Genomic DNA, 18699 nt, shown 5'->3' with positions numbered 1-18699 from the left:
GGAGCGCTCTGGCCCGGTGGACGGATCAGGCTGCTCCCACCCGGACGATACCTCCGGGTGACGCAGCGTAGCGAACCGGCCTGTCGTGGGGCTCGGCGGGAACCTCGTCGAGCAGTTCGCCCTGGTGGAGCAGCGCGACCGTCGGCACGTTCGGCCCGACCCGGGCCAGGGCGCGATCGTAGGATCCGCCGCCCATGCCGAGCCGTACCCCGGTGGACCGGCCGACCGCCAGGGCGGGGGCGATCACCAGGGCCGCGGTCCTGATCGCGTCGACGCCGCGCCGGGCGTCCACCGGTTCCATGATCCCGAAACGGCCGGGGGTCAGCGTGTCGGGGCCGTCGTACACCGCCCAGTCGAGGTCGAAGTCCTCGCGGAGCACGGGGAGGATCACGGTCGCGCCGTGCTTCCACAGTGCGAAGACCAGCCCGTGCGTCGCGGGTTCCGCCCCGGTCGACCAGTAGCAGGCGACCAGCCCGGCCATCTGCACCCACGGCTGGTCGAGCAGGGTCTCGCGAATCCGGATGGAAGACGCATACCTCTCCTCCTCCGGGATAGAGGCGCGCCGCTGCCGGATCAACGACCGCAGCTTCCGCTTATCCACAGGTCCCTCCACTAAGGTTTCGGTATGGCCGACTTCGATCCCGTGACGAAAGCCGTCGTTCCAGCGGCGGGTCTGGGCACCCGCTTCCTGCCGGCGACCAAGGCGACGCCCAAGGAGATGCTGCCGATCGTCGACAAGCCCGCGATCCAGTATGTCGTCGAGGAGGCCGTCTCCGCCGGGCTGCTCGACGTGCTCATGGTGACGGGCAAGAACAAGCGCTCGATCGAGGACCACTTCGACCGGGCGATCGAGCTTGAGGACGTGCTGGAGGCCAAGGGCGACGACGAGCGCCTCTCCCAGGTGCGCGAGCCCGCCGACCTGGCGACCCTCCACTACGTACGGCAGGGCGAGCCGCGCGGTCTCGGCCACGCGGTGCTCTGCGCCAAGCAGCACGTGGGCCGCAACCCGTTCGCCTGCCTGCTCGGCGACGACCTGATCGACCCCCGGGACGAGCTTCTCAAGCGCATGATCGAGGTCCGCGCGACCCACGGCGGCAGCGTCATCGCGCTGATGGAGGTCCCGCGGGAGCAGGTCTCCCTGTACGGCTGCGCCGCCATCGAGGCCACCGCCGAGGACGACGTGGTCCGGGTGACCGACCTGGTGGAGAAGCCCCCCGCCGAGGAGGCGCCGTCCAACTGGGCGATCATCGGCCGGTACGTGATCGATCCGGCGGTCTTCGAGGTGCTGGAGAACACCCCGCCGGGCCGCGGCGGCGAGATCCAGCTCACCGACGCCCTGCGCACGCTGGCGGGCCGGGGTGTCGAGGAGGGCGGGCCGGTCCACGGCGTGCTGTTCCGCGGCCGCCGCTACGACACCGGCAACAAGCTCGACTACCTGCGCACGGTCGTGCAGTTCGCCGCGGACCGCCCCGACCTGGCACCGGAGTTCATGCCCTGGCTGAAGGACTTCCTGGCCTCCCGATGAACCAGACGATCCCGATGAGGTCGGTCGACGACCACCTCGCCGACATCCTGAACACCGTGCGGACCCTCGCGCCGCTGGAGCTGGAGCTGGAGCAGGCCCTCGGCACCACGCTGGCCGAGGAGGTGACCTCCCCGGTCCCGCTGCCGCCGTTCGACAACTCCGCGATGGACGGCTACGCCGTACGGGCCGAGGACGTCGCCGGAGCCCCGGTGACGCTGCCGGTGATCGACGACATCGCGGCCGGCGACGGCCGCCTGCACGCCCTCGGCCCGGGCATGGCCATGCGGATCATGACCGGCGCGCCGATGCCCGCCGGGGCCGACACGGTGATCCCGGTCGAGTGGACCGACGGCGGCACCGCCCGGGTCGTGATCGGCAGGTCCGCGCCGAAGGGGAACGCGATCCGGACGGCGGGCGAGGACGTGCGCCCGGGCGAGCCGGTGCTGCCGGAGGGGAGCGTGATCGGCCCCGCCCAGCTCGGCATCCTGGCCGGCGTCGGCCGGCGGCGGGTGCTGGTACGGCCCCGCCCCCGGGTCGTGGTGATCTCCACCGGGGCCGAGCTGGCCGAGCCGGGCACCCCGCTGGCCCCCGGCCAGATCTGGGAGTCCAACAGCTACACCCTGATCGCCGCGGTCCGCGAGGCGGGCGGCGAGGGCTACCGGGCCGGGATCGTCGCCGACGACGCCGCCCGGTTCATCGACCAGCTCGACGCCCAGCTCGTCAGGGCCGACGCGGTGATCACCAGCGGCGGCGTCTCCATGGGCGCGTACGAGCCGGTCAAGGAGGCCCTCGGCCCACTCGGCACGGTCCGTTTCGAGCGCGTCGCCATGCAGCCGGGCATGCCCCAGGGGTTCGGCGTCGTGGGCGAGGACCAGGTGCCGGTGTTCACCCTGCCGGGCAACCCCGTCTCGTCCTTCGTCTCGTTCATGCTGTTCGTCCGCCCGGCCCTGCGGAAGATGCGGGGCCTGCCGTCGGGACCCACCCCGACGGTGCCGGCCGTGACCAGCGCCCCGCTCCGCTCGCCTGCGGGCAAGCGGTCATACCTGCGCGGCGTGCTCGGCCCCCAGGGCACCGTGGCCCCGGTGCTCCGCCAGGGCTCCCACCAGCTCGCGGCCCTGGCCTCGGCCAACGCCCTGATCGTCGTCCCCGAGGACGTCACCGAGCTGCCCGAGGGGGCTTCCGTGGAGGTCATCCCGCTGTGAGCGAGCGATTCGACGGGCACGGCGCACGCGCCGTGCCGCTGGGTGAGGGGGCGGTGTGACCGGGTTCACGCACATAGACGAGACGGGCGCGGCCCGCATGGTGGACGTCTCGGCCAAGGACGTCTCGGTCCGTACGGCCGCCGCCACCGGCAAGGTGCTGCTGTCGGCCGAGGCCGTGGGCCTGCTCCGGTCGGGCGACATCCCCAAGGGCGACGCGATCGGCACCGCGCGGATCGCCGGGATCATGGGGGCCAAGCGCACCCCCGACCTGATCCCGCTCTGCCACCCGATCGCCCTGCACGGGGTGAAGGTCGAGCTGACCGTGGCCGACGACGGGGTGGAGATCGCCGCCCGGGTGAAGACCGCCGACCGGACCGGCGTCGAGATGGAGGCCCTGACCGCCGTCACGGTCGCCGCGCTCGCGCTGATCGACATGGTGAAGGCGGTGGACCCCGCGGCCGTGATCACGGATGTCCGGGTCGAGGAGAAGACCGGCGGCAAGACCGGAGTCTGGACCCGGCCGTAGGGACGGGGCCGGAGAGCACGGCCAAGGCCGCCGGGCCCCGGGGCGGGGAAGTTCCGCAGGGCTCGATGCCCGCGGCCGGGAGACTGAGAAGATGGCCCCATGAGAGCTCTGGTGATCACGGCGTCCAACCGGGCCTCCGCCGGGATATACGAGGACAGGTCGGGAAAGCTGCTGGCCGAACTGCTCGCCGGGGCCGGGTGCGAGGTGGACGGCCCGCGGGTGGTCCCCGACGGCGACCCCGTGGAGGAGGCGCTGAGGTCCGGAGTGGCCGAGGGCTACGACGTGATCGTCACCACCGGCGGCACCGGCCTGACCCCCGCCGACCTGACCCCGGAGATGACCCGCCGGGTGCTCGACAGGGAGATCCCCGGCATCGCCGAGGCCGTCCGCCAGGCCAATCGCGACAGGGTGCCGACCTCGATCCTCTCCCGGGGCCTGGCGGGCCAGGCGGGGAGCACCCTGATCGTGAACCTCCCCGGCTCCTCCGGCGGGGTCCGCGACGGCATGGCCGTCCTCGCTCCCGTCCTGGCGCACGCCGTGGACCAGATCCGCGGCGGAGACCACACACGCTGACCTGCACCGTGGCACGGCGCCGGGTCTTCGGGAGATGATGAGGGCGTGGATCGACTTCGTGGCTGGCCGGTGACCCTGACGGAGGGCCCGGTGGGACTCCGGCCGCTGCGTCTGCGAGACGTGCGCGTCTGGCGTGAGACGCGGCTGCGGAACGCCGCCTGGCTCCGTCCCTGGGAGCCGAGCAATCCGGAGACGCCCCTGTTCCGGACCGGCCTGGGCCCCTACCTCTCGATGGCGAGCTCGTTGCGCCGGGAGGCCAGGCAGGGGCTCGCGCTGCCCTGGGTGGTGACCTACGAGGGCGCCTTCGCCGGTCAGCTCACCGTGGGCGCCATCGTCTGGGGCTCGGCCAGGTCCGCGCAGATCGGCTACTGGGTCGACGGCGCGCTGGCGGGCCGGGGGATCACCCCGACCGCGGTGGCCATGGCTGTCGACCACTGCTTCTTCACCACCGGCCTGCACCGGGTCGAGGCCAACATCCGGCCGGAGAACCACGCCAGCCGCCGGGTGGTGGAGAAGCTCGGCTTCCGGGAGGAGGGCGTCCGCCGCCGGCACCTGCACATCGACGGCGCATGGCGTGACCACATCTGCTACGCGCTCACGGTCGAGGACGCGCCGCGAGGCCTGCTCGCGCGGTGGCGACGTGATCGCGAAGCCGCGTCCCGCGGAGGCGCTTCCCACGAAGAGGTTTGAAGATCTCACGACACACCGCATTGGATGCTCGTCAAATAGTGACACGCGGTCTTACGGTGCGTGAGGTGAGCATATCGAGGGCGCCGAGGGATCCGGGGCGTCTTCGTGCTGCCCGGAGGTGGCCGTGAGCAGCGTCGTCCTGTATCTGGCCATCGTCGTCATGTGGTTGTGCGTGCTCGTGCCCATGTGGCTGCGCCGGGACCGCGCCGCCTTCGACGAGCCCCACAACATCGTGGATCCCTACGGCCAGGACGAGCAGCCCGCCGCGGCCGGGCCGGAGGACGACTCCGGAGCCGAGCCGGAGACCGGCTCGGAGCCCGAGACCGGGCCGCAGGTCAAGCTCGTGCCCGGCCGGGTGGAGCGCCGCCGGGCCGAGATGCGCCGCAGGGCGGTTCTCGTGGCCAAGCGCAGGCGGCTGACCTTCTGGTGCGTGCTGCTGCTGGTCGCCTCGGTGGTGACCGCGGCCGTCCGGGTGATCCCCTGGTGGGGCGTGACGCCCTCGGTGATCCTCCTGGGCTCCTACCTGGCCGTCCTGCGCGCCTCCGTCCAGATCGACGCCGAACGCCGCAGAGCCGCAGCCCAGGCCCGTGCGGAACGTGCCAGGCGCGCCCGCCGCCTCGCCGCCGAGCGGGAGGCGCAGCGCCCGGCGGCCGAGATCATCGATCTCACCGCGGCCCGCGACGAGATCTTCGACCAGTACGCCGAACCCCCGGCTCGCGCGGTCGGAGACTGAGTCACATGATCGGCGGGCCTATGGCGCGAACGCCCTTGGATGTTTGCTAACCTAGAGCACGTCTTGGGGATGTAGCGCAGTCCGGTAGCGCACTTCGTTCGCATCGAAGGGGTCAGGGGTTCGAATCCCCTCATCTCCACCCAGGTCAGAGGCCGCTTCCGAGAGATCGGGAGCGGCCTTCTGCGTCGCCGGGTAACCGCTTGAGTGACTACCGCTCACGGAGTGGCTGCGGCCTCCCAGCCGTCGTACTCGCCGTGATGGCGAGCGGCCAGGTCGTCGAACAGATCACCCGTCTCCCGCACGAAGCCGGGTGAGATCACCGCGTTCGCTTCACAGGTCACCGGCCAACTGCCCGGAGTCTCCGGAGAGGGCTTCCCGACCTCGGCGTACAAGCCGTAGCCGGCGCCGTGGGCCTCTTTGGCGATGCTCTGAGCGGCATCGAGGGTGGGGGCGTACAGGTAGAAGATCACATGACGCGGTTGCTCAAGATCGGCTCCTGCCTTGGTGAGCCGATGCATCACCATCAAGTCCTTGTACTTGATCCCCAGTTGCGGTGACCGCTCCTCCAGATCAACTTGGTCATGCCTTTTTCTTCTAAATGGCCACATTTTTAACCCTTTGGGTGCTTTGTTCGGATCGTGGCGATCCTAGCCTCCGTCGGGAAGGGCTTGTCCATGGCCTCTGCGCCTGCCGGAAGCACTGAGCGGAGCTGCTTGCGGCAGACGGTTTCCGCCGCCGGGGTGTTGCCGCGGCCGACCAGGCGGGAGATGTTCTCCGGGGGACACCGGAGTCGTACGGTTTCCCGGGGGTGCCCGCGGGCCGGAGCCGGCGAGGAGTCAGTCGCCGGGCAGGGCGAAACCGCAACCGGCCCGGAGTCACGGCCTCCGACGGTGAAGCTCGCGCCCCCGACGTCACGGCTGGGGGCGCAGGTGGCGCAGGTAACGTTCGGGTGCGTCGAGGAAGCCCCTGGTGATCTGGTAGCTGTCGGTGTCGGTGTAGCCGATCCGCTGCATGTCGGTGACGTCGTAGATGTCAGCGCCGGGCAGGGCCATCAGGATGGGCGAGTGCGTGGCCACGATGAACTGGGAGCCTTGCGCGGTCAGCTCCATGATCCGAGCGAGCAGGGTGAGCTGCCCGCCTGCCGACAGCGCGGACTCCGGTTCGTCCATCAAGTACAGCCCGCGCGGCTCGAACCTGCCCAGAACCACGTCGAGAAAGCTCTGACCGTGGGAGCGCTCGTGCGGGCTGTGGCCGTTGTAGGTCAGATGGCCGAGATGGCGCTCCATCTCGGTGGCCACGTTGTAGTAGGTCTCGGCGCGAAGGAAGAAGGCGAACGCCGGGCGGTTGCCCGGTACGGTCGACCACGCCAGGCGTAGGTGCCGGCCGAGATCGGACTCGCTGGCCCGGGTGGCGAAGTCGAAGTCGCCGCTGCCGCCCTCGGGGTTGAGCCCGGCCGCGACCGCGATGGCCTCAATGAGCGTGGACTTCCCCGTGCCGTTGTCCCCGGCGAGGAACGTCACGGGGGTGCGGAGCACGATCCCGCCCCGCTGTCGCAGGGCCTTGACCACCGGCAGGGCGAAGGGATAGAAGTCGCCCCGTGGAGCCGTGTCCTCGTCGACGGCCACCAACTGCATGAACAGGTCCGGATCGCGCATCTCCTCAGGCTATCGATCAAGGTGGGCTGAATTTAGTGATTCCTCCAATGTCATGACGCCCCGGTCTCGGTTCTCCTCTGACGCGTTCGCCCCGGAGGGGCCGGAGGCGCGGAGCCCTTCGTCTCCGCTAGGGTCAAGAGCCGTTCTCGGCGGCCGGGAGTGGCTCTTCCGATCTTCCGGGGACTGCGGACATGCGGCGGTGGAAGGGAGACCGCGATGGGCGAAGGGGTCCTCGAACTCATCCATCTGGCTGATGAGGAGAACGGTCTCGTCGTGAAGGTCCTCGGCCGGCACCGGGCCGGTGCGCTGTCCGGCCACGACTACCTCGATGCCGAACTCGTCGTGACGAGCGGGTTCGCCGGTGGGAGCCTGGCCCTCTGCCTCCTCCCCGAGGACCTGGACGACTGGGTGAGCGCCCTCGATTCGCTGGCCGCCGGGCAGGAGATCTGCTGGATGGACGGCGGCCGCACCCCCGAAGTCGTGATCCAGCCGAGCGGGCAGTCGGGCGGGGCGGTGGTGACCGTGAAGGACCATCCCGCGTCCGGAGCCTGGGTCCGCATACCGGTACGGCTGGCCGAGGGATGGGTCTCCGATCACCGTGACCGCCTCGAGCGGGTCCGGCAGACCTGGCCGAGCGAAGTCGAGGAGACCTCGCCGGGCGTGTCCGTCTGGCGCGACCACCGAGGCTGACTCCGGATCGGGCGTCAGGAAGGCTCAGGAAGGATCCGACCGGGTTTCGGCCCCGCCCGTCTGGTCCGGGCGGGCGGTCTGGAGGAACTCGGTGCAGCGGCCCAGCAGGGCGATCAGCGTCTCCCGCTCCTCCGCGCTGAACTCCGCGGCGAGCCCCCGCTCGACCCGCACCGCGCGGACGTCCCCGTCGGCCAGTATCCGCTCGCCCTTCTCGGTGAGCCGGGTCTCCAGGATGTTCTTGTGCCATTCGTGCGGGGTGCGCTCGATCAGGCCGTTCTCCTGGAGGTTCTTGAGCACGGTGTTCATGGTCGGCGGGGTGACGGCGCACGCCCGGGCGAGCGCGGCGGCCGAGATGCCGGGATTCTGCGACAGGTACAGCAGCGCCGCGTATTGCGACACCGTCAGGTGAGCCGGCTTCAGTGCGGCGTGCTTGGCCGCGCTGAGCGCCTGCTCGGCGCGCTTGAGATGGGAGCCCAGGCGCTCCGGGAGCGGCATCGAGGTCATCTCTGCATGTTAACGGCCTAGAAGGTTCGTACGTTGACGGATATTAGAGGTCTAATGCTAGTGTGACTTCATTGTATAGATAGACCTCTATCGTCAATGAGTGGTTGAACGGAGAAGTACCATGCCTCGAGCCCGCCATTCCGTCGCCCTCGCGACCGCCGCTCTCGCCGCCGCCCTCTTCTGCGCCCCGGCCGCCCAGGCGGCCCCGGTCGCCACGGCCACCGGGGTCACGGCCACCGGGGTCACGGCGGCCGTCCCGTCCGTGCCGGCAGGCCTCGGGACGCGCCCCCGCGTCTCCACGGCGTACGAGCTCCCGGGTGACCGCGTCTACCCCGAGGGCATCGCCGTCGACCCGCGTACCGGCGACCTCTACGCCGGGTCGTTCGCCGACGGCACGGTCTTCAAGATGACCCCGGGGCGGCGAACGGCCCAGATCTTCCTGCCTGCGGGCGCGGACGGCCGCCACACCGCGAACGGGCTGAAGGTGGACCGGTTCGGACGGCTCTGGGTGACCGACTCCACCACCGGAGTCTCCGTGTACGACACGCGCAGCCGCCGCCTGCTGGCCCGCTTCGAGGTGCCCGGGAAGGACGCGCGCTTCGTCAACGATCTCGCCGTCACCCCGGACGGCGGCGCCTACCTGACGGACAGCGTCCGGGCCCTGGTCTACCAGGTCACCCCCGACCAGCTGGCCGGGGCGGGCGGCGAGTCCGTGGAGCTCACCCCCCGTTTCGACCTGGGCGGTGTCCTCGACGCGCACGCGCCCGACGCGTTCACCCTGAACGGGATCGTCGCCGACCCGTCCGGACGCCACCTGCTGACCGTGGACATGACCGGCGGCGACCTCTACCGCCTCGACCTCGTCTCGGGCGCGATCCGCCGGGTCGCCCTGCACGGCGGCGACATGATCCACGCCGACGGGCTGGAACTGCAGAACGGCAGGCTCTGGGTCGTCCACAACACCACCAACACCATCAGCCGGTGGCGGATCGCCGGGGACAGCTCCTCGGCCCGGGTGGAGCGGCGGGTGACCGACGAGGCGCTGCAGATCCCGACGACGCTGGTGCGCGCCCGCGGGACGCTCTACGTGGTCCGCTCGCAGTTCGACAAGGGCGGCCCCCTGGGGGAGGGCACCCCGCAGACGCCGTTCACCGTCGCCGCCGTGCGCGGCGTCTGAGCCGCTGCGGGCCCGGACGGTCCGCCCTCGCCGGCCGTACCGCCTCTCCTCGGCCGGAAACGTCGGTGTCGGCCGGGTCTGCCAGGATGCGTAGCCATGGAACCCTCGCGAATTGTTCATCAACTGTGGGACCGCATGCAGGCGCGCGACTGGCAGGGGCTCGGTGAACTGCTGGCCGACGAGCTGGTCGTGGAGTGGCCGGCCAGCGGCGAGCGGATCGTGGGCCGGGAGAACTTCGTGCGCGTCAACGCGGAGTACCCGGAAGGGTGGTCGATCAAGGTGCTGCGCGTCGTCGCGGACGGGGAGACGGTGGTCTCCGAGGTCGAGGTCCCGCACGAGGAGATGGGCGTGCACCGGGTGGCGTCGTTCTGGACGGTCCGGGACGGGAAGATCGTCACCGGCCGGGAATACTGGACGGAACTGAACGCGGATCCGTCGCCGGAGTGGCGGGCCGAATACGTGCAGCGGATGTGACCGGCCGACGCGGATCGCCGCCTTCCCCGCCCGGCACCCCGCTCCCGAGGCGGGGCAGGCGGCGAACACGCGGGTACGACCGGAGGCGGTCATCGGCCCGGCGGCTCCGCTATGGGTGACCGGCCGCCCGGACCTCGTCGAGGTCGGCCTGTACGGCCACGCTGAGCGGATGATCGGATCCCAGCACCCGCCGAAGGTGCTCCGGCTGAGTTCGGTGTCGGGGTCGCCGGGGCCCAGGATCCGCTCCCGCATGGCGAGGTTGCGCTCGAACAGCACGAAGGCGAGGTCGTGGCGCCCCACCGTTGAGGGCTTCTTGCAGTTGACTTGTGCGCTTCGGCCCTCGGCCCGGCAGGCTCCGGACGCGGACGCGGACGCGGACGCGGACGCGGACGTGGTGGCGCGGGCCGTCTCCGGCGAGGGGCGCCTGCGAGCCGCCGTGTCCGCACCGGGTCAGAGGCGTTCCTGGCGGGGCAGGACCACCTCGCGCAGGATGAGCAGGACGGCGGCGGCCATCGGGATGCCGAGCAGCGCGCCGACCACGCCGAGCAGCGCGCCGCCGAGCAGCGCGCTGACGACCGTGGCCAGCGGTGGGACGTCCACCGAGCTCAGCATGACCTTCGGGGCGATCAGGTAGTTCTCGACCTGCTGGTAGAGGGTGAAGAAGACGACGCACACGATGCCGACCGTGGGGGAGACGAAGAACCCGACGAGCGAGGCCACGCCCGCGCCGATGAAGGCGCCCACCATCGGGATCAGGTCGGTCAGGGCCACGATCAGGGCGAGGGCCAGTGCGTACGGCACCCGCATGATGCTCAGGAAGGTGAAGGTCGTCACCCCGGCGATCAGCGAGACGATCAGGTTCCCGGCGACGTAGCCGCCGATCCGCTGGATGATCTCGTCGCCGAGCAGCCGGGTGCGGGTCCTGCGGGACCGGGGGACCAGGCGGTAGCCCATCTCCTTGATGGAGGTGAGCGAGCCGAGGAAGTAGAGGGTGAGCACCAGCACCGTCAGCGAGTTGAAGACCGCGCCGAGCAGGACCGAGCCCAGGCCGAGCACGCCGCCGAACATCTGGGTGCCGAAGTCGCCGCTGGTGACGTACTGCTGGAGCTTCTCCAGCAACTGGAAGCGCTGGTCGAGGTCGCGGATGATCCTGTTGTTCTGCAGTTCCTGGACGTACTGCGGGACGTTGTCCACGAACTGGGTGAACTGCGTGGTCAGGGGAGGTACGACCGCCAGCCCGAAGACGACGAAGAGCGCGATGACGCCGAGGAAGACCACCGTGATCGCGAGCAGGCGTGACAGGTTGCGCCGCTGGAGGGCCTCGACGGCCGGGTTCAGGCCGACGGCGAGGAAGAGCGAGACCACGATCAGGATGATCATCGAGCCCGCGCTCGCGACGGCCTGCACCAGCCACCAGGCGGTGAGCACGCCCAGGGCTGCGGTGAAGCCGAAGACGAACGGGCTGCCCCGCAGCGACCGGCCCGGGCGCCCGAAGGGCCCGTCGGCGACGGTCATGTCGAAGGGGGTTCCCGAGGGGCCGGGCAGAGGGGCCGCGGGGGCCGGGACCGACTCGGCCTCGCCCGGAGCGGGCAGGGGGCCGGCCGAGGTGAGGGTCGGTCCGGCGGCCGGCCCGGGGATCGGGGCGGGAGCCGGTTCAGCGGAGGGGGCGGGGGACTCCGGAACGGAGGCCGTGGAGGCTTCCGACGGCTCCGGTGCGGGAGCTCCACCGGGGGTGATGGGTTCGGGCACGATCTTTCACTGCCCTCGTCTCGGGGGAAACAGTCGGACAAGAGGGAAACCACGGTGCGGGTGGCGGCACGCTCCCGGCGGGCGGATCGCGCGGCCTGCTCGCCACGTGATCCGCTCACTGTACGGCCTGCCCGCCGTACGGCCCGCTTCGGAGAGGCGCGGCACGGCTTCAGCCCATGCTGACGTACCGGCGGGGGCGCAGGGCGTGGCCGCGCAGGGCGGCCAGGGCAGCGGAGCGCCCCACGGAGGTGAGCCCGGCTCCCGACCGCAGGCCGAAGGCGCCCAGCCGGCGGGTCAGCTCGGCCAGGGAGGCGTCGAGGTCCTGCCGCCGCCACTCCTCGCAGCCGATCACGGAGATCACGCTCTCGCTGTCGGCGGGCCGGCCGTCCGCCAGCAGCATGAGCGCCACCTCCCGGGCGGAGGCCCCGAAGTCGTGCTCCCGGGCCACCGGCGCCAGCAGCGTGGCCGTGGCGGCCTCCCAGAGCAGTTCCGGGTCGTCGAGCAGCCGCCGCCCGCCTGCGGTGGTCGCCAGCGCGTGGCCGGTGCGGTGCAGCGCCTCCATCTCCTGCGCGGCCTCCAGGGCCGCGTCCAGCTCCTCGTCGCTCCACCGGTCCCCGGAAAGCACCGGGCGGACGGGGTCGCCCTCCGGCGTCAGCGGGATCCCGCCGGGCCGCAGGCCCAGCCGGAGCACGCGGCGCAGGGCGTCCAGGCAGTCGCCGTCCGGAGCGGGGATCGGAGCGTGCAGGCGGACCTCGAACGGCTGGGCCAGCTCGCGCCAGGCCGTGCCCCGGCCCAGCACCCAGCGGTTCAGCCGCTCGCCCTGCACCCGGTGGAGCCAGTTGTCCCCGCCCAGTTCGGCGCGGGGCGTGGTGAGCCAGTGGCGGGTCAGGATCGCGCGGTCGTCGGAGGACTCGGGGGCGAGCTCGCCGGAGACGATGGCGAGCTCCAGCGCGGCTGAGCAGGCGCCGTGCGCGCCCAGCTCCTCCGGGCCCATGATGGAGCTCCACCGCAGTTCCGGCACGTCGGGCGGGAGCACCCCCGTGGCGTCCAGCGCCGCCTGGTAGGCGGCCAGGCCCGCGTCCTCACCGGAGCGGGCGTAGGTGCGCAGGATCTGCGAGGTCACGGGGGCGACGCAGAGCGCGGCGTAGCGCTCCAGCCCGCCGCGCAGCAGCAGTCTTCCCAGCGCGTGGGCGATCACGGGGCGGTCGCCGCTCACCTTGGTGGGCAGCGTGTACCACAGGAACTCGCACACGTTGAGCTCGGTGATCGTCTCCAGCGGCTCGCCGCCGGTGAGCCACTCGATCGCGCTCCGGGCGTGTTCGGCGTAGTCGGGTTCGGAGCGCTCCATCTCGAGCAGGAGCACAGCCACGTCCGGTGCAGGCATGCCCCGCAGTCTGCCGTATGACGGCCTGCCCTGACGATGAACGTGACGTAGTGGATCGCGCACGTCGCCTACCCTACGAAATCAGCTCTAAGCGGCTCGTATGCGAACGGTCAGATCCAGCCCTTCTTGAAGAGCATGCGAGCGTGCCAGTCCACGTACGGGATGCTCTCCGCGGTGAGCACCGGGTAGAGCCACCAGAAGTTGACCAGCGCCAGGAGCATGAACGCCCCCGCGACCCCCGCCCCGATCATGCGCCGCCGCGGCGGGGCGCCGGCCGGGCCGATGACCAGCCCGGCGGCGAGCACGATCGCCAGGATCATGAACGGGATCATCGGGACCGCGTAGAACAGGAACATCGTCCGGTTGTGCGCGATCGCGTAGTAGAACCAGGGCAGCCAGCCCGCGGCGTAGGCCAGCAGCACGGCCCCGGCCCGCCAGTCGCGGGTGGCCACGTACCAGGCGATCATCGCGATCAGCGCGGCGATGGCGCCGAACCAGATGACCGGGGTGCCGACCCCGAGCACCGCCTGGGAGCAGCCGTTGGCGTCCCCGCAGCCGGGCTTGACCGACTCGTAGTAGAACGCCACCGGGCGCAGCAGCAGCGGCCACTGCCAGGGCTCGGACTGGTAGGCGTGCGGGGTCGACAGGCCGTTGTGGAAGTCGAGGATCTGGAAGTGGTAGGCCAGCCACGAGCGGGCCGAGTCGAAGACGAAGAAGAACGGCCCCTGCGAGGTCGCCTGCGCCCAGTTGCGCCCCCATCCGTTCGGGGTGGCGAACCAGCCCGCCCAGGAGGCGACGTAGGTGACGGCGGGGATCAGGCTCATCGCCAGGAGCGCGGTGGGTGCGTCCTTGTTCAGCGCCCCGGTGTACGGCCTGCGCAGGCCGACGGCGCGCCGGGCGCCGGCGTCCCAGACCAGGGACATGACGGCGAAGGCGAGCAGGAAGAAGACGCCCGACCACTTGACGGCACAGGCCGCGCCCAGCATGGCCCCGGCCGCGATCCGCCACGGGCGCATGCCCAGCCAGGGCCCCTGCTCGCTCGGCGGGGAGGCGACGTACCAGTCGGCGAGGCGGGCGCGGGCACGGTCGCGGTCGACCACCAGGCAGGCGAAGCCGGCCAGCACGAACAGCATCAGGAAGATGTCCAGCAGCGCCGTACGGGAGAGCACGAAGTGCAGTCCCTCAAGGGCCAGCAGCAGTCCGGCCAGGCAGCCCAGCAGGGTGGAGCGGGTCATCCGGCGGGCGGTCCTGGCCAGGATGAGGATCGACAGCACCCCGGCCACCGCCACGGCGAACCGCCAGCCGAAGGGGTTCATGCCGAACAGCTGCTCCCCGCCCGCGATCAGCCACTTGCCCAGCGGCGGATGCACGACGAAGGAGGCGCACTTGTCGAGTTCCTCGGGGGCGCACTGCTGCCAGATGTTCAGGTTGTCCTGCATCAGGAGCTTGTCGGCGTCCTTGACCGTGTTGTGCTCGGACCCGAAGTTCAGCTGCGCGAAGGCGTCCTTGGCGTAGTAGGTCTCGTCGAACATGACCGCGTGCGGCTGCCCGAGGTTGACGAAGCGCAGGACCGCGCCGAACCCGGCGACCAGGAGCGGGCCGAGCCAGCCCCACAGGACGCTTCCCGGCATGGGCGGCACCAGCCGGTCGTGCACGGAGTCGGTGACGGCCTTGTGCGAGGACGCCTTGGGCTCCGGCTGCTCGAACGCCTGGTCAGGAAAGTCGGTCACGGCCACCGGGACATCGTACGGGCCAGTCGACCTCTGTCGCCCGGGAAACGCCCCTGGGGTCCTAATTAGGGAGTTTCTCCTCGACGGCGTCCGCGGTCCGCGCCGGACGCCCGCCGTCCGCGGCGGGGGCCCCGTCCCGGACGGCGGTGGCCGCGCCGCCGGGGCCCGCCCGAGATGGGGGAGGATGGAAGGGTGACGGAGAGCGGGACTGAGAACGGCAGGCTGATACTGGCGGGGGCGCCGATCGGGCAGGCGGGTGACGCCTCCCCGCGGTTGCGCCGGGCACTGGAGACGGCCGACGTGGTGGCGGCCGAGGACACCCGCCGCCTGCGCCGCCTCGCCGCGGACCTGGGCGCGGAGATCGGCGGCCGGATCGTCTCCTACTACGACGCCAACGAGACCGGCCGGGCCGCCGAGCTCCTGGAAGTGCTCCTGGCCGGCTACACCGTGCTGGTCATCACCGACGCGGGCATGCCCGGCGTCTCCGACCCCGGCTACCGCCTGACCCGCCTGGCCGTCGGGGCCGGGGTCGCGGTCACCTCGCTGCCCGGTCCCTCCGCGGTCACCACCGCGCTGGCGATCTCCGGACTGCCCAGCGACCGGTTCTGCTTCGAGGGCTTCCCGCCGCGCAAGCCGGGCGAACGGGCGCGCAGGCTGGCGGCCCTGGCCGCCGAGGAGCGCACGATGGTCTTCTTCGAGGCGCCGCACCGGCTGGCGGCCGCGCTGGCGGCGATGGCCGAGGCGTTCGGGGCCGACCGCCCCGCCGCGGTCTGCCGGGAGCTCACCAAGACCTACGAGGAGGTACGGCGGGGCGGGCTGGGAGAGCTCGCCGAGTGGGCCGCCCAGGGCGTCAAGGGCGAGATCACCGTCGTCGTCGGCGGGCACGTCGCGGACGAGGCGGAGCCGGTCATCGAGGATCTGGTCGCCGAGGTGGAACGGCGCGCGGAGGCGGGCGTGCCGCGGAAGCAGGCGATCGCGGACGTGGCCAAGGTCGCGGGCATTCCCAAACGCGATCTCTATGATGCTGTCCACCGGGGCTGATTTATCACCATAATTTCCCGAATGGGATCGACGCGGGAGCGGCTGGTGCCGCCCATGCCGGGAAGCGTCCTGTGGGGCTGGCTCGGCCCGCTCCTGGTCGCCGGGTTCGGCGCGGTCCTGCGCTTCGTCAACCTCGGGCAGCCGCACGCGGTCATGTTCGACGAGACCTACTACGCCAAGGACGCCTTCGCGCTGCTCACCTTCGGCGTGGAGCGCAAGGCGCTCGGCAGCGCCGAGGACCCGGTCGCCGACCGCATGCTCGTCGCCGGGGACACCCGTATCTGGGAGACATGCTCGCCCGCGGACGCCGATCCCTGCCCGCTGTTCGTGGCCCATCCGCCGCTGGGCAAGTGGCTGATCGCGGGCGGGGAGCAGCTGTTCGGCATGAACCCCTTCGGCTGGCGGTTCGCCGTGGCGGTGGCCGGGGTGCTGTCGATCCTCATCCTGGCCAGGACCGCCCGCCGGATGACCCGCTCCACCCTGCTGGGCTGCCTGGCCGGACTGCTGCTGGCCCTTGAGGGACTGCACTTCGTGCTCTCCCGTACGGCGCTGCTGGACATCTTCCTGATGCTGTTCGTGCTGGCCGGCTTCGCCTGCCTGGTGGTCGACCGCGACCGTGCCCGCGCCCGCCTCGCCGACTGGTACGTCGCCTCCCCGCCGAGCGAGCAGGGGCCCTGGCTGGGCATGCGCCCGTGGCGGATCGCGGCCGGGGCCATGCTGGGCGCGGCCTGTGCCGTCAAGTGGTCGGGCGTCTTCTTCCTGCTCGCCTTCGCCGTCATGTCCCTGGTCTGGGACGCCGGCGCCCGGCGCGCCGTCGGCCTGCGCAGGCCGTACACCGGGGCGCTGAACAAGGACGCACCCACCGCACTGCTCGCTTCGGCCCTCGTGCCCGCCGCCGTCTACACGATCTCCTGGGCGGGCTGGTTCGCCTCGCCCCTGGGCTGGGGGCGCAACTGGGCGCAGGCCGTCAGCCAGGGGCCGGTCTTCTTCGTCTTCGACTCGCTCCGCTCGTGGCTGTCCTACCACGTGCAGGTTCTCGGTTTCCACAACGGCCTGTCGACCCCGCACGACTACCAGTCCGAGCCCTGGCAGTGGCCGCTGCTGCTGCGCCCGGTGGCGTTCCACTGGGAGACTCCGCAGAGCGGGTGCGGTGCCGACCGGTGCGCGCAGGAGGTGCTCGGGGTCGGCACCCCGGTCATCTGGTTCGGCGCCATCGCCGCGCTGATCGCGATGATCGTCAGGTATGCGGCGGTCCGCGACTGGCGGGCCGGGGCCGTGCTGCTGGCCTACGCCGCGGGCTGGCTGCCCTGGTTCTACTACGCGATCGCGCACAACCGGACGATGTTCCTGTTCTACGCGGTCCCGATGATCCCGTTCATGATCCTGGCGATCGTGCTCGCCGCCGGGCTGGTCATCGGCCCGGCCGGCGCCCCGCCCAACCGCAGGGCGGTGGGGGCCGCGCTGGTCGGCACGTTGACCCTGCTCGCGGTGGCGAACTTCTGGTGGCTCCACCCGGTGCTCGCCGCGGAGGTCATCCCGTACGGAGAGTGGTGGCGGCGGATGCTGACGCGGGGGTGGGTCGGCCCCGGGTGAGCCGGCCGGGCAGCCTGACCCCGTGGCGCAGTGAGATCGCCGCGGCGAGGCACGCCAGCGGCACCGCGGGCAGCAGGTAGCGGTAGTCGAACTCGGCGGTCGCCGCCGGGGCGAGGATGAGGCCGAAGGCGGCCAGCCACGGCAGCAGCACCGGCCCGCCCAGCGCGCGCCTGCGCGCCGCCACTCCGGCCAGGCCGACCAGGAGCAGGGCGCCGAGCACGATGCCGGGCAGCCGGGCGACGCGCTGGTAGCCCTGCATGAAGGCGGCCCACGGGTCGTGGAGATCGGTGCCGATCACCCTCAGCTTGTCGCTGATCAGCGCGGTGGGCAGGTCCGGATCGTAGGTCTGCGCGTCGCGGTCGGTGGTGCTCCCCTTCGGGGACGACCAGGACGGCAGCACCTTCTTGTCCGGCAGGAACTCGTACTGCAGGTAGGTCTTGGCGTCCGGGAACTGCGGCCGTCCCCAGTGGAAGGCGCGGAAGAAGTCGCCGGCCACGAGCGCGAGGTAGTCGCCGGGCTGGGAGAGGATGGCCCGCTTGGCGAAATCACCGGCGGTCCGGTTCATCTCCGGGGTGAACGTGGTGCCCACCCCGAAGGCGTGGAAGCGCTGGCCGTTCTCCGCCCACCACAGGTACTTCTGCCCGGAGAAGTGGCGCTGTTCCGGCGGGTCGCTGATGCACAGCAGCGCCAGCTCCAGCTCCGTGCGCTTGTCGACCCCCATCTTCTTGCAGTCGGCGAACAGCGCGGTGCGCATGTAGAGGATCGCGCCGTCGCTGTTGGTCATCGCGAAGGGGCCGTGCGCCGAGGCGAACCAGGCCATGTAGCCGGCCACCGGCAGCGCGCACGCGGTCACCATGGCCGCGATCGGCTTCCACCCGGCGCGCTTGACCAGCATGTAGACCGCGACGAGCACGAGGATCGGCAGGCCGATCGAGCGGGTCAGCGCGGTGAGCGCGAGCAGCAGCCCGATCACCGCGCCCAGCTTCCAGGAGACCGTGCGGTGCCAGAGCACCAGTGTGACGACGCCCACGACCAGCAGCATGAACATGGTGTCGGACATGATCATGTGTTCGAGCTGGATCTGGTAGGCGTCGAACAGCACCGGCACCGCCGCCAGCGTCGCCGCCCAGCCCGGCAGCCGGAACCGCGCGTACAGCAGCGCGTAGATCAGCCCCGCCACGGCCAGCCCCATCAGGTGCTGGGTGAAGGCGACCAGGCTGAAGCTGTGGAAGGGGCGCAGCAGCAGGAGCCAGAAGGAGTAGCCGTTCGGGCGCAGGGCGCTGGGCCGGTCGGGGTTGACCGCTCCCGAGACGTATTCGTAGGAGTCGTTGAACCACAACGCCGGGCCGTACCCGAGCATGGTGATCACGCGGAGCAGGAACGCCGCCGCCAGGACGGCCGCGAAGACGCGATGGCGGCGAATGAACATGAGCACCCGGGCCCTCCTGCCGGC

General features: G+C 71.4%; 19 protein-coding genes and 1 tRNA gene. 12 read left to right on the top strand and 8 right to left on the bottom strand.

The window, feature by feature from the left end; translation table 11 throughout:
* Window positions 1–25: 25 nt before the first annotated feature.
* Window positions 26–601, bottom strand: a complete 576-nt coding sequence (locus HS041_RS00885; protein WP_196438616.1) for a 5-formyltetrahydrofolate cyclo-ligase — start codon at window positions 599–601, stop codon at window positions 26–28.
* Between the two features lie 24 nt (window positions 602–625).
* On the opposite strand from HS041_RS00885, the gene galU reads away from it, so the two are divergent.
* The 7 genes from galU (at window position 626) to HS041_RS00850 (ending at window position 5388) form a co-directional block, all read left to right on the top strand.
* Window positions 626–1525, top strand: coding sequence for a UTP--glucose-1-phosphate uridylyltransferase GalU (galU, locus tag HS041_RS00880; protein ID WP_196438615.1), 900 nt, complete (start codon window positions 626–628; stop codon window positions 1523–1525).
* 14 nt (window positions 1526–1539) lie between these two features.
* Window positions 1540–2727 carry a molybdotransferase-like divisome protein Glp gene (glp, locus tag HS041_RS00875; RefSeq protein ID WP_196440705.1) on the top strand — a complete coding sequence of 396 codons (1188 nt, stop codon included), beginning with the start codon at window positions 1540–1542 and terminating at the stop codon, window positions 2725–2727.
* A gap of 97 nt (window positions 2728–2824) precedes the next feature.
* Window positions 2825–3253: a cyclic pyranopterin monophosphate synthase MoaC gene (moaC, locus tag HS041_RS00870; protein WP_230878575.1), complete on the top strand. Its 429-nt coding sequence runs from the start codon at window positions 2825–2827 to the stop codon at window positions 3251–3253.
* Between the two features lie 99 nt (window positions 3254–3352).
* Window positions 3353–3826, top strand: a complete 474-nt coding sequence (locus HS041_RS00865; RefSeq protein ID WP_196438613.1) for a MogA/MoaB family molybdenum cofactor biosynthesis protein — start codon at window positions 3353–3355, stop codon at window positions 3824–3826.
* A 45-nt stretch (window positions 3827–3871) separates the two neighbouring features.
* Window positions 3872–4516 (top strand): GNAT family N-acetyltransferase, encoded by a 645-nt coding sequence (locus HS041_RS00860; RefSeq protein WP_196438612.1) that lies wholly within the window; start codon window positions 3872–3874, stop codon window positions 4514–4516.
* Window positions 4517–4640: 124 nt separating this feature from the next.
* Entirely contained in the window at window positions 4641–5249 is a 609-nt protein-coding gene (sepX, locus tag HS041_RS00855; RefSeq protein ID WP_196438611.1) for a divisome protein SepX/GlpR, read from the top strand.
* Window positions 5250–5314: 65 nt separating this feature from the next.
* A tRNA-Ala gene (locus tag HS041_RS00850) sits at window positions 5315–5388 on the top strand.
* Between the two features lie 76 nt (window positions 5389–5464).
* On the opposite strand, the gene HS041_RS00845 is transcribed toward HS041_RS00850, so the two are convergent.
* The gene (locus tag HS041_RS00845; protein WP_230878375.1) at window positions 5465–5773 is read right to left on the bottom strand and encodes a ribonuclease E inhibitor RraB; all 309 of its coding nucleotides are present in this window, start codon (window positions 5771–5773) and stop codon (window positions 5465–5467) included.
* 387 nt (window positions 5774–6160) lie between these two features.
* Window positions 6161–6904 (bottom strand): AAA family ATPase, encoded by a 744-nt coding sequence (locus tag HS041_RS00840; RefSeq protein WP_196438609.1) that lies wholly within the window; start codon window positions 6902–6904, stop codon window positions 6161–6163.
* Window positions 6905–7120: 216 nt separating this feature from the next.
* On the opposite strand from HS041_RS00840, the gene HS041_RS00835 reads away from it, so the two are divergent.
* Complete coding sequence (locus tag HS041_RS00835; protein WP_196438608.1) at window positions 7121–7594, top strand: DUF5959 family protein; 474 nt, start codon at window positions 7121–7123, stop codon at window positions 7592–7594.
* Between the two features lie 24 nt (window positions 7595–7618).
* Here the strand turns inward: HS041_RS00835 and HS041_RS00830 are convergent, their stop codons facing one another.
* Window positions 7619–8098, bottom strand: a complete 480-nt coding sequence (locus HS041_RS00830; protein WP_196438607.1) for a MarR family winged helix-turn-helix transcriptional regulator — start codon at window positions 8096–8098, stop codon at window positions 7619–7621.
* A gap of 121 nt (window positions 8099–8219) precedes the next feature.
* Here HS041_RS00830 and HS041_RS00825 point away from each other — a divergent pair, with 121 nt between their 5' ends.
* Together HS041_RS00825 and HS041_RS00820 are read left to right on the top strand one after the other, a co-directional pair.
* Window positions 8220–9275, top strand: a complete 1056-nt coding sequence (locus HS041_RS00825) for an SMP-30/gluconolactonase/LRE family protein (protein WP_196438606.1) — start codon at window positions 8220–8222, stop codon at window positions 9273–9275.
* A 96-nt stretch (window positions 9276–9371) separates the two neighbouring features.
* Window positions 9372–9749: a nuclear transport factor 2 family protein gene (locus tag HS041_RS00820; protein ID WP_196438605.1), complete on the top strand. Its 378-nt coding sequence runs from the start codon at window positions 9372–9374 to the stop codon at window positions 9747–9749.
* Between the two features lie 450 nt (window positions 9750–10199).
* Here HS041_RS00820 and HS041_RS00815 read toward each other — a convergent pair whose 3' ends face one another.
* From HS041_RS00815 to HS041_RS00805, 3 genes are all read right to left on the bottom strand, one after another.
* A complete protein-coding gene (locus tag HS041_RS00815; RefSeq protein WP_196438604.1) occupies window positions 10200–11498 on the bottom strand; it encodes an AI-2E family transporter in 1299 nt (432 codons plus the stop codon).
* A 169-nt stretch (window positions 11499–11667) separates the two neighbouring features.
* Complete coding sequence (locus tag HS041_RS00810; protein WP_196438603.1) at window positions 11668–12882, bottom strand: hypothetical protein; 1215 nt, start codon at window positions 12880–12882, stop codon at window positions 11668–11670.
* 110 nt (window positions 12883–12992) lie between these two features.
* Window positions 12993–14513 carry a dolichyl-phosphate-mannose--protein mannosyltransferase gene (locus HS041_RS00805; RefSeq protein ID WP_196440704.1) on the bottom strand — a complete coding sequence of 507 codons (1521 nt, stop codon included), beginning with the start codon at window positions 14511–14513 and terminating at the stop codon, window positions 12993–12995.
* Window positions 14514–14786: 273 nt separating this feature from the next.
* Between HS041_RS00805 and rsmI the strand changes: the two genes are divergently transcribed.
* Both rsmI and HS041_RS00795 read left to right on the top strand, forming a co-directional pair.
* A complete protein-coding gene (gene rsmI / locus HS041_RS00800; protein WP_196438602.1) occupies window positions 14787–15653 on the top strand; it encodes a 16S rRNA (cytidine(1402)-2'-O)-methyltransferase in 867 nt (288 codons plus the stop codon).
* 21 nt (window positions 15654–15674) lie between these two features.
* Window positions 15675–17246, top strand: coding sequence for a dolichyl-phosphate-mannose--protein mannosyltransferase (locus tag HS041_RS00795; RefSeq protein WP_196438601.1), 1572 nt, complete (start codon window positions 15675–15677; stop codon window positions 17244–17246).
* Here the strand turns inward: HS041_RS00795 and HS041_RS00790 are convergent.
* Complete coding sequence (locus HS041_RS00790; protein WP_230878571.1) at window positions 17185–18675, bottom strand: hypothetical protein; 1491 nt, start codon at window positions 18673–18675, stop codon at window positions 17185–17187. The two genes, HS041_RS00795 and HS041_RS00790, sit on opposite strands and share 62 nt — an antisense overlap.
* Window positions 18676–18699: the final 24 nt, after the last annotated feature.

The organism is Planomonospora sp. ID67723, from assembly GCF_015711605.1.
Classification (GTDB): domain Bacteria; phylum Actinomycetota; class Actinomycetes; order Streptosporangiales; family Streptosporangiaceae; genus Planomonospora_A.
Note: the sequence above shows the minus strand (reverse complement) of the source record. Positions and strands in the feature narration are given on the sequence as shown.

What these genes read in the sequence shown, in the direction of transcription:
- glp (WP_196440705.1), top strand. Translation starts at nt 1,540, where the DNA reads ATGAGGTCGGTCGACGACCACCTCGCCGACATCCTGAACACCGTGCGG.
- HS041_RS00805 (WP_196440704.1), bottom strand. Translation starts at nt 14,513, where the DNA reads ATGCCGGGAAGCGTCCTGTGGGGCTGGCTCGGCCCGCTCCTGGTCGCC.
- HS041_RS00845 (WP_230878375.1), bottom strand. Translation starts at nt 5,773, where the DNA reads ATGGTGATGCATCGGCTCACCAAGGCAGGAGCCGATCTTGAGCAACCG.
- rsmI (WP_196438602.1), top strand. Translation starts at nt 14,787, where the DNA reads ATGGGGGAGGATGGAAGGGTGACGGAGAGCGGGACTGAGAACGGCAGG.
- galU (WP_196438615.1), top strand. Translation starts at nt 626, where the DNA reads ATGGCCGACTTCGATCCCGTGACGAAAGCCGTCGTTCCAGCGGCGGGT.
- moaC (WP_230878575.1), top strand. Translation starts at nt 2,825, where the DNA reads ATGGTGGACGTCTCGGCCAAGGACGTCTCGGTCCGTACGGCCGCCGCC.
- HS041_RS00810 (WP_196438603.1), bottom strand. Translation starts at nt 12,882, where the DNA reads ATGCCTGCACCGGACGTGGCTGTGCTCCTGCTCGAGATGGAGCGCTCC.
- HS041_RS00825 (WP_196438606.1), top strand. Translation starts at nt 8,220, where the DNA reads ATGCCTCGAGCCCGCCATTCCGTCGCCCTCGCGACCGCCGCTCTCGCC.
- HS041_RS00820 (WP_196438605.1), top strand. Translation starts at nt 9,372, where the DNA reads ATGGAACCCTCGCGAATTGTTCATCAACTGTGGGACCGCATGCAGGCG.
- HS041_RS00830 (WP_196438607.1), bottom strand. Translation starts at nt 8,098, where the DNA reads ATGACCTCGATGCCGCTCCCGGAGCGCCTGGGCTCCCATCTCAAGCGC.
- HS041_RS00790 (WP_230878571.1), bottom strand. Translation starts at nt 18,675, where the DNA reads ATGTTCATTCGCCGCCATCGCGTCTTCGCGGCCGTCCTGGCGGCGGCG.
- HS041_RS00865 (WP_196438613.1), top strand. Translation starts at nt 3,353, where the DNA reads ATGAGAGCTCTGGTGATCACGGCGTCCAACCGGGCCTCCGCCGGGATA.
- HS041_RS00795 (WP_196438601.1), top strand. Translation starts at nt 15,675, where the DNA reads ATGGGATCGACGCGGGAGCGGCTGGTGCCGCCCATGCCGGGAAGCGTC.
- HS041_RS00835 (WP_196438608.1), top strand. Translation starts at nt 7,121, where the DNA reads ATGGGCGAAGGGGTCCTCGAACTCATCCATCTGGCTGATGAGGAGAAC.
- HS041_RS00840 (WP_196438609.1), bottom strand. Translation starts at nt 6,904, where the DNA reads ATGCGCGATCCGGACCTGTTCATGCAGTTGGTGGCCGTCGACGAGGAC.